The organism is Stenotrophomonas sp. 1278 (assembly GCF_029892765.1).
In the GTDB taxonomy this organism is placed as follows: domain Bacteria; phylum Pseudomonadota; class Gammaproteobacteria; order Xanthomonadales; family Xanthomonadaceae; genus Stenotrophomonas; species Stenotrophomonas indicatrix.
Genome location: NZ_JARXWD010000001.1, coordinates 89,373 through 98,521 on the forward strand (window position 1 = coordinate 89,373; position 9,149 = coordinate 98,521).

At 68.3% G+C, this 9,149-nt stretch carries 7 protein-coding genes; all 7 read left to right on the top strand.

The annotated features are described in order from the left end of the window. Positions 1-14 precede the first annotated feature (14 nt). The 7 genes from gspK (at position 15) to M2299_RS00460 (ending at position 9,029) form a co-directional block, all read left to right on the top strand. Positions 15-875, top strand: coding sequence for a type II secretion system minor pseudopilin GspK (gene gspK / locus M2299_RS00430; protein ID WP_280883759.1), 861 nt, complete (start codon positions 15-17; stop codon positions 873-875). After that, positions 872-2,038, top strand: coding sequence for a type II secretion system protein GspL (gspL, locus tag M2299_RS00435; protein WP_280883622.1), 1,167 nt, complete (start codon positions 872-874; stop codon positions 2,036-2,038). The genes gspK and gspL overlap by 4 nt, the downstream gene beginning before the upstream one ends. Beyond that, on the top strand, positions 2,035-2,562 hold the full coding sequence (gene gspM / locus M2299_RS00440; RefSeq protein WP_280883623.1) for a type II secretion system protein GspM: 528 nt from the start codon (positions 2,035-2,037) through the stop codon (positions 2,560-2,562). The genes gspL and gspM overlap by 4 nt, the downstream gene beginning before the upstream one ends. Next, on the top strand, positions 2,559-4,934 hold the full coding sequence (gene gspD / locus M2299_RS00445) for a type II secretion system secretin GspD (RefSeq protein WP_280883624.1): 2,376 nt from the start codon (positions 2,559-2,561) through the stop codon (positions 4,932-4,934). The genes gspM and gspD overlap by 4 nt, the downstream gene beginning before the upstream one ends. Continuing rightward, positions 4,931-6,373: a type II secretion system ATPase GspE gene (gene gspE, locus M2299_RS00450; protein WP_280883625.1), complete on the top strand. Its 1,443-nt coding sequence runs from the start codon at positions 4,931-4,933 to the stop codon at positions 6,371-6,373. Before gspD ends, gspE begins: the two co-directional genes overlap by 4 nt. 7 nt (positions 6,374-6,380) lie before the next feature. Further along, positions 6,381-7,580 carry a type II secretion system inner membrane protein GspF gene (gene gspF, locus M2299_RS00455; RefSeq protein WP_180831054.1) on the top strand — a complete coding sequence of 400 codons (1,200 nt, stop codon included), beginning with the start codon at positions 6,381-6,383 and terminating at the stop codon, positions 7,578-7,580. 255 nt (positions 7,581-7,835) lie between these two features. Further along, the gene (locus M2299_RS00460; RefSeq protein WP_025874374.1) at positions 7,836-9,029 is read left to right on the top strand and encodes a substrate-binding domain-containing protein; all 1,194 of its coding nucleotides are present in this window, start codon (positions 7,836-7,838) and stop codon (positions 9,027-9,029) included. Positions 9,030-9,149 lie beyond the last annotated feature (120 nt).

Consider the following 9,149-nt stretch of genomic DNA (forward strand, 5'->3'; position numbering starts at 1 on the left):
CCCGCCAGCAGGGCATGGCGGTGATCGTGGCGATGCTGGTGGTGGCACTGGTGGCGGTGATCGCCACTGCGCTGCTGACCCGCCAGTCGGCACAGCTGCGTGCGGTACGCAGCGACCAGCTGCGCATGCAGGTACGCATGGCGGTGGACGTCACGCTGGAACGCGCGGCGCAGCAGTTGCGTGAGGACGCGCGCGAGCAGTTGACTACCGTTGGCAGTGGACGTTGGGCGCGGCCGGTGCAGCTGCAGGCGCCACTGCCGGTGCACCTGCAGCTGGTGGACGCGCAGTCGAGGTTCAACCTGCGCACGCTGCTGGCTGACGGCCAGCCTGCCGCAGAGGCACTGCGTGCGTTCACTTCGCTGTGTGTGGGGCAGGGGCTGCCCCGCGCGGCCTGTGCCAGCGCCGCAACGCAGGTCCAGTCGCGCCTGCGCGATGGCGATCGGCAGGCGCGTGCACCGTTGCCGCGTGAGTCGCTGATCGAGCAGGTGCTGGCAGGCGCCGATCCGGTGGCGATACAGGCACTGGCGCGGCGTACGGTGGTGCTGCCAGCGCAGACCCTGGTCAACGCCAATACAGGTGACATCGCCGTACTGCAGGCGGTTGCACCCGGGGTGGAAGCCGGGCGCCTGCAGGCGCTGCTGGGCGAGCGTGATCGTGGCCACTGGTTGCTCAACCGCGGTGACATCGCCAACCGGCTGCAGCTGAGCAACGAACAGATGGCGCTGATGCCGCTGGGTATCCACAGCGAGTGGTTCCTGGCGGTAGGGCAGGTACAGGCAGACGGCGCATCGGTGGATTTCCGCGCATTGATCTGGCGCGAGTACCGTGACGACAGCGTGCGTGTGCAACGGGTATGGACAAGGATCGGTGCATGAGCCTGCAGCTGAGAGTGCGCCTGCCGGCGCTGGAACGATTGGATGGGGACAGCGCGGTGGAGTGGGCGCAGCTGCACAAGGACCGCGTGCTGGCCACGGGCAGCGACCCTCTGTCGACGCTGGGCCAGCGCTTTCCGCAGACGAGGGTGCATGCGAGCCTTGACCCGCAGGACCTGATCCTGCTTGAGCTGCAGCTGCCGCCGCTGTCCGGGCGACGCCTGCAGGCGGCCCTGCAGGGTGAAGTGGAAGCGATGCTGCTGGATGATCTGCAGGAGGTGGCGCTGGGACATGGCACCCAGGCGGCCGATGGCACGGTGGCGGTGGCGTGGCTTGGCCTGCAGGCGATTGCGCGCGTACAGCAGCAGCTGCAGGAGTGCGGACTGCAGTTGCAGGCGCTGCACCCAACGCCCTTGCTGCTGCCGTGGGCGGTCGGGCAGGCCACCCTGCAGCTGTGTGGTGAGCAGGTACTGGTCCGCTGTGGCCGTGATCGTGGCTTCGTGCAGTGGTGCGGTGGGCGTGACCTGGCCTCGGTGATGCAGGTACTGGCCGTGCGCTTGCAGCAGGCCGGCGTGCAGGCAGTGCAGTGGATCGATGCCGTGCCGCCCGCTTGGGCCGAGCGTCTGCCGGCCAGCGTGCTGACGCAGGCGGTGCAGTGCAGCGGTCCGCTGCCTGGCTGGTCACTGCCGTTGCCGGCCTCGGGTGCAGGTGCGCCACGCGTGGCCATCGGTCTTGCGCTGGCGGCCGCGGTGCTAGCTGCGCTGGGCCTGCAACTGCAGGTGTCGCGCTGGCACAGCGAGGGTGAAGCCCTGCAGCATGACTTGGCGCGGCAGTTCAGCACGCACTTCCCCGAGATCCACGATGTGGTCGATCCGGTGGTGCAGGCGCGGCGGGCACTGGCGGCGCCGGCAGCGCCACGGGCACTTCCTGCCGTGCAGCAGCAGGTTGCCGGCGTGCTGCAGGCCATCCCCGAGTTGGCTGGCCAGGTTCGCAGCCTGCGCTATCAACCGGGCCAGCTGGACTTGGAACTGGACGCTGACGCGCAGGTGTTGGCCGAGGACGCGCAACGGCTGGAGCGCTGGCAACAGGCGATGCAGGCACAGGGGCTGCAGCTTGCGCACGAAGCCGGTGGCCGCTTGCGGATCAGCAGCGGGACTGCGCCGTGACCACAGCGGAACTACGGCCGGCGGGCTTCGTGCGCGGACTGTCGCAGCGTTGGCAGCGGCTGGCGGCGCGCGAGCGCGCGATGCTGCTGTTGATGGCTGCGGCGATAGCGGCGGCCGCACTGTGGCTGGGCTGGCTGCAGCCGCTGCTTAAGCAGCGCAGCCATTGGCAGGCTGAGCTACCACGGCTGCAGGCGCAGGCGGCAGCACTTGCACCGCTGCTGCGCACCCGTGAACAACAGCAGCAGGCACAAGGCCGGCGGCCGACACTTGCAGGCCTGCGCCAACAGATCACCGCTGCCGGCCTGGCCGGCAGCCTGCATATCGAAACGCGCGACGGGCGCTGGCACCTGCAGGTACGCAGTGTGCCCGCCGATGCGCTCTGGAACTGGCTGCTGCCTCTGCTGGCCGACCCGGCCATCGAACTGCAGCAACTGCAACTGCAACGGACAGGGGACGCGAACATGCCGGCGGCACGGATTTCCGGAAACATCGTGATGGCCGCCCAGGGCGGTGGCCATCCATGAAGGCGATGCGCAGCCTGGGCTGCAGCGCGGCATTGGCACTGGTGGTGGGCCTGGCCCATCTTCCGGCGCCGGTGCAGGCGCAGGACGCCAATGGCGAACCGGTGCAGCTGAACCTGGTGGACACCGACATCGGTGGGGTGCTGCGCATGGCGGCACGCTTCACCGGCCGCCAGTTCCTGGTCGACCCCCGGGTGAGCGGCAAGATGACCGTGGTCTCCGATGGGCCGGTCAGCCGTGTGCAGGCTTACCAGCTGCTGCTGGGTGCATTGCGCATGCGCGGTTTTGCCGTGGTTGAAAGCGGGGGCGTCAGCCGGGTGGTGCCGCAGGCCGATGCCAAGCTGCTGGGCGGCCGCGTTGGTGCCGGTGGTGCGGGCGGCGAGATAGCCACGCGCACGTTTGCCCTGCGCTACGAGAGTGCCGCGGCGCTGGTGGCGGTGCTGCGGCCGATGATCACCGCGGACAATCCGATCACCGCGAACCCCGGCAACAACACGCTGGTCATCACCGACTACGCCGACAACCTGGAGCGCATCGCGCGGGTCATCGCCAGCGTGGATACGCCGGCCGGCATGGACACCGATGTGGTGAAGCTGCAGCAGGGCATTGCCGTGGACGTGGCGGCGATGGTCGCACCGCTGCTGGATGCGCAGGGCGCGGAGCCGGCGCAGAAGGTGGTGGTGATGGCCGACCCGCGCAGCAACAGCGTGCTGCTGCGTTCCAGCAGCCCGGGCCGCACGCGCCTGGCGCGGCAGCTGGTGGAGAAGCTGGACAAGGCCCAGGACGAGTCCGGCAACCTGCATGTGGTGTACCTGCGCAACGCCCAGGCCACCCAGCTGGCCGGGGTGCTGCGGGGCGTGGTGGCAGGGCAGAGCGATGCGCCGGCAATGGGCAGCAGCGACGGCATCACTGCATTGCCGGGCGAGACCAGCCGCAGCGCCAGCCCGCCGCCGCAGCCTGCACAGGGCAAGAACAAAGGCAATGCGCTGGAATCGCCGCGGCTTGATCCCGGCCGTCGCGAACCGATCGATGGCGGCAGCACCGGCTTCAGCCAGAACGGCATTTCGGTGCAGGCCGACATCGCCACCAACACCTTGCTGATCTCTGCCCCGGAGCCGGTGTACCGCAACCTGCGGCGGGTGATCGACCAGCTGGACCAGCGTCGGGCGCAGGTTCTGGTGGAGAGCCTGATCGTGGAGGTCAACCAGACCGACGCCGCCGAGCTGGGCGTGCAATGGATGCTGGGCAACGGCCGCACCTTCGGTGGCACCCACTTCGGCGGCACCACCGGCGGCAGTGGGCTGAACACCACCGCGCGCACCACGCTCGACGTGTTGCCGAAAGACGGGCTGAACATCGGCGTGATCGACGGCACGATCAACCTGCCGGGCGTGGGCCAGATCCTCAACATGAAGGCGCTGGCCAACGCACTGCAGAGCAAAGGCGGCGCCAACATCCTCTCCACGCCGAACCTGATGACGCTGGACAACGAGGCCGCCAGCATCATGGTCGGGCAGACCGTGCCCTTCGTCAGTGGCCGCTATGTGACCGATGGCGGTGGTGGCAGCAACAACCCGTTCCAGACCATCGAACGCGAGGACGTGGGCCTGAAGCTGCGGGTGCGCCCGCAGATTTCCGAGGGCGGCACGGTGAAGCTGGACATCTACCAGGAAGTCAGCAGCATCGATGCGCAGAGCTCGGGCAGCGCCGGCATCATCACCAACAAGCGCGCGCTGGACACCAGCGTGCTGCTCGATGACGGCCAGATCATGGTGCTGGGCGGCCTGCTGGAAGACAGCGTCAGCCATGGCCGCGATGCCGTGCCGGGGCTGGGGAAGATCCCGGTGCTGGGCGCGCTGTTCCGCAGCGATACGCGCAAGCGGGCCAAGACCAACCTGATGGTGTTCCTGCGCCCGCACGTGGTGCGCGACCCGGCCGCCGGACAGCGCCTGACCCGCGACCGCTACGACTACATGCGCAACGCCCAGGCCGCTGCACAGCCGGTACAGAGCTGGGCGTTGCCGGCACTGTCGGCACCGCAGCTGCCGCCGCAGGATCTGTCGGTGCTGGGCCAGGGCAATGCACGTGATGGCCAGGGCCAGCCGCCGCAGAACGGCAGCCTTGCGGCGTTGTATCCGGCCAGCGAGGGCACTGTGCAGGTGGTGCAGTTCGCGCAGGGGCTGGATGCAGCGCGTGCCACGCAGGCCGTGGCACAGGTGCGCGCGCTTGGCCTGCAGGCCTATGCCGAAACCACGCCGGGCGAAACTGGACAGCGACTGCGGGTGCGGGTGGCACGCGACCCGGCCACGCTCGACCCGGCGCTGCAGCAGCTGCGCGGGCTGGGCTACACCCCGGAACTGGTCATCGGCCCATGAGCATGGCCACGCCGCCGCCAGCGCTGCCGTATGCCTGGGTGCGCAGCCACGGCGTGATGCTGGCCGAAGCAGGCGGCGCGCCGGTCCTGCTGGGAACTGCCGAGACCGCCGCCTGGGCGGTGGCCGAACTGCGCCGCCGGCACGGGCCGCTGCCGTTCCAGGTGCTGGATGCGGCGGCCTGGCAGCAGCGGTTGGGCGAGCAGTATCGTGACGGTGGCGATGCCGCTGCACTGGTCGGCGCGGCCGAAAGTGAAGTCGATCTCGACAGGCTGATGCAGGACATGCCCGAGGTGACCGATCTGCTGGATGCACAGGACGACGCGCCGGTGATCCGCATGATCAACGCCCTGCTGGCACAGGCCGCGCGTGACGGTGCAAGCGATCTGCACATCGAACCTTTCGAAACCCATTCGGTGGTGCGCTACCGCGTCGATGGCACCCTGCGTGACATGGTGCAGCCACGACGTGCGTTGCACGCGGCGCTGGTCTCGCGCATCAAGATCATGGCCCACCTGGATATCGCCGAGAAGCGCCTGCCGCAGGATGGGCGCATTGCGATCCGCGTGGGTGGCCGGCCGCTGGATATCCGCGTCTCCACCGTGCCCACCGGGCACGGCGAACGGGCGGTGCTGCGCCTGCTGGAAAAGGATGCCGGGCGGCTGCAGCTGCAACGCCTCGGCATGGCCGACGATACGCTGGCCACCTTCACCGGGTTGATCCGCCAGCCGCATGGCATCGCGCTGGTGACCGGGCCGACCGGCAGCGGCAAGACCACATCGCTGTATGCGGCACTGGGGCAGCTCGACAGCAGCACCAGCAACATCCTCACGGTGGAAGACCCGGTGGAGTACGACTTCGCCGGCATCGGCCAGATCCAGGTCAACGCGCGCATCGGCATGAGCTTCGGCACGGCATTGCGCGCGATCCTGCGCCAGGATCCGGACACCATCATGATCGGCGAGATCCGTGACCTGGAGACGGCGCAGATCGCGGTGCAGTCGTCGCTGACCGGTCACGGCGTGCTGGCATCGCTGCATACCAACGATGCGATTTCGGCGGTGACCCGACTGGCGGACATGGGCGTGGAACCTTTCCTGCTCGCCTCATCGTTGCGTGGCGTGCTGGCGCAGCGGCTGGTGCGCAGGCTGTGCCTGCAGTGTCGGCGTGCCGAAGTGGATGCCGAGGGCCGCACCGTGTGGCGGGCCGTAGGCTGCCCCGCCTGTGCGAACAGCGGCTACCGCGGGCGCACCGGTATCCACGAACTGTTCGTGGTGGATGAGCGCGTGCGGGCACTGATCCATGAAGGGCAGGGCGAACCTGCGCTGCGCGAGGCCGCGCGGCGCGCCGGCATGCGCACCCTGCGCCAGGACGGGCAGCGCTGGGTCGACAGCGGGGTGACTACGCTGGAGGAGATCCTGCGCGTGACCGGCGACGACTGAGGCGCGCATGGCACTGTTCGACTACCAGGCCGCCAACGCGCAGGGGCGCATCGAGAAGGGACAGCTGGACGCCGACAACGCGCGCGGCGTGCGCCAGCAACTGCGCGGGCGTGGGATGACACCGGTACAGGTATCAGCCGCACGCAATGCCGGCAGTGGCTGGGGCGCGCGCAGGCTGTCGGCCAGCGAACTGGCCTGGGCCACGCGGCAACTTGCCAGCCTGCTGGCCGCCAGCCTGCCGCTGGAAAGCGCGTTGAGCGCGGTGATCGAGCAGGCCGAACGCCCGCACATTGCGCAGGCACTCACTGCGGTGCGTGCCGATGTGCGCGCCGGCCAACGGTTGACCGTGGCGCTGGCGGCTCGGCCGCGCGACTTTCCCGCGATCTATCGTGCCCTGGTGGGTGCGGGCGAGGATTCCGGCGATCTGGCGCGGGTAATGGAGCGCCTGGCCGACTACATCGAAGAGCGCAACGCGCTGCAGGCGAAGGTGCTGACGGCGTTCATCTACCCGGCGGCAATCAGCCTGGTGTCGGTGGCGATCGTGATCTTCCTGCTCAGCTACGTGGTTCCCCAAGTAGTGACTGCGTTCGTGCAGGCGCGGCAGACGCTGCCGATGCTGACCCAGGTGATGCTGGTGGCCAGTGCGTTCGTACGCGCATGGGGCATATGGACGGGATTGGGCATCGGCGCGCTGGTGGTGGGCTGGCGGCTGGCACTGCGGCGGCCGGATCTTCGCCTGCGCTGGGACACCCTGCTGCTGCGCGTACCGATGGTGGGGCGCTTCGTGCTGGGCGTGAACAGCGCACGCTTCGCATCGACACTGGCGATCCTGCTTGATGCCGGTGTGCCCTTGCTGCGCGCACTGGACGCCGCACGACAGACACTGGGCAATGCGCTGCTGGCGCGCTGTGCCGATGATGTGGCCGCACGCGTGCGCGAAGGTACTTCGCTTGGCGCTGCGCTGAAGGTGCAGAAAGTGTATCCGCCGATCCTGGTGCATCTGGTGGCCAGTGGCGAGAAGACCGGTTCATTGGCACCGTTGCTCGACCGCGCTGCACAGACCATCTCACGCGAGATTGAACGCCGCGCGATGGCACTCACTGCATTGCTGGAGCCCACGATGATCCTGGTGATGGGGGGCGTGGTGCTGACCATCGTGCTGGCCGTGCTGATGCCGATCATGGAGATGAACCAGCTGGTGCAGTGATGCGCGAAGCGCATCACGGGTAGCGACGGGCCATGCCCGGCGAGCGCGCAGCGCGGCAGGCTTTCGATTCTCCACACAATCCTCCACACCTTTTTTCGATCTTCCACAGGTTTCTTAAGCGGCCTGTCATCGGCGGCGACCAGCATGTCCCTGTCGCCGCAGAGTGGGCTGGGAGGCCCTCGGCGGCAGCAGGCGTGTAGTGACCGTTCCTCCCTTGGTGTTTCACCTTCGCAGTAAACCCTTCAGGAGAAGATCATGACCAAGTACAAGACCCTGGCCGCGCTGGTTGCTACCGCGCTGCTCGCCACTGCTGGTGCCGCGTCGGCCCAGACCGCTGTCACCGGCGGCGGCGCTTCGCTGCCGGCCGACCTCTACAAGGGCCAGGCCGACAGCATCCTGCCGGCCAACTTCAGCTACGCCGTGACCGGTTCGGGCACCGGCAAGAAGGCCTTCCTGGAAAACAACTCGGCGCTGTTCTCGACCACCGGTACCGTGCATTTCGCCGGCAGCGATTCGGTGCTGAGCAGCACCGAGCTGAGCACCTACAACAGCACCTACAACGTGGCTGGCGATGCCAACCGCTTCGGCGCGCTGGTCCAGATCCCGTCGGTCGCCACCTCGGTCACCATCCCGTTCAACAAGGCCGGTTCGGCGGTTGATCTGTCGGTCACCCAGATCTGCGGCATCTTCTCCGGCAAGATCAATGACTGGAGCCAGCTGGCTGGTTCGGGCCGTACCGGTGCCCTGCAGGTTGTCTACCGTGGCGAGAGCAGCGGTACCAGCGAGCTGCTGGCCCGCTTCCTGACCAGCGCCTGCCAGCCGGCGGACGTCTCCGGCACCACCCTGAAGCTGACCAACGGCGTGCCGGCGTTCTCGGTGCAGTCGACCTTCGCCAACCTGTTCACCACCGTGCCGTCGAACTTCATCGCCGCGCCGGCCACCGGTGGCACCTCGCTGTACAACGCGGTGTACGCCGTTGACGGCCGCATCGGCTACGTTGGCCCGGACGTCATCCCGAGCCTGACCGATGCCACCAAGGTGGCCAAGGTCAAGTCCTTCTCGCCGGATGAAGTGAGCGTGCAGGCGACCCTGGAAACCGCTGCGCCGCCGACCGGCGCCGCTGCTGAAAATCCCGCCAACTGGGTGCCGGTGTTCGGCAACCCGAGCGCGGGCTACCCGATCGCTGGCTACACCAACTTCGTGTTCGGCCAGTGCTACAAGAACGCCACTGTCGGCGCCAACGTGCGTGGCTTCCTGACCCGCCATTACGGCAGTGTCGTGGTCGCCGGCGTCGAGCAGGGCCCGAACGATGCGGCCATCCGCGCGCACAAGTTCATCCCGCTGACCAAGGCCTGGCGTGATGCGGTCCGTGCCCGCTTCGCGACTGCCAGCAATGCTGGCGCCGTGAACAACCCGAGCACCTGCGCCAGCATCGGCCGTCCGCTGTAACTGTCTGCAAGGCAACACCTGCTGATCGAAGCGCCGGCCGAAATGCCGGCGCTTTCCTTCGTGGTGGCACCGCATCCGCGCTGAGCTGTCGTCTTCACGCCGCGGCCACCGTCTATCAGG

Coding starts and splice junctions, on each gene's coding strand:
- gspK (WP_280883759.1), top strand. CDS start 15: ATGGCGGTGATCGTGGCGATGCTGGTGGTGGCACTGGTGGCGGTGATC.
- gspL (WP_280883622.1), top strand. CDS start 872: ATGAGCCTGCAGCTGAGAGTGCGCCTGCCGGCGCTGGAACGATTGGAT.
- gspD (WP_280883624.1), top strand. CDS start 2,559: ATGAAGGCGATGCGCAGCCTGGGCTGCAGCGCGGCATTGGCACTGGTG.
- gspE (WP_280883625.1), top strand. CDS start 4,931: ATGAGCATGGCCACGCCGCCGCCAGCGCTGCCGTATGCCTGGGTGCGC.
- gspF (WP_180831054.1), top strand. CDS start 6,381: ATGGCACTGTTCGACTACCAGGCCGCCAACGCGCAGGGGCGCATCGAG.
- M2299_RS00460 (WP_025874374.1), top strand. CDS start 7,836: ATGACCAAGTACAAGACCCTGGCCGCGCTGGTTGCTACCGCGCTGCTC.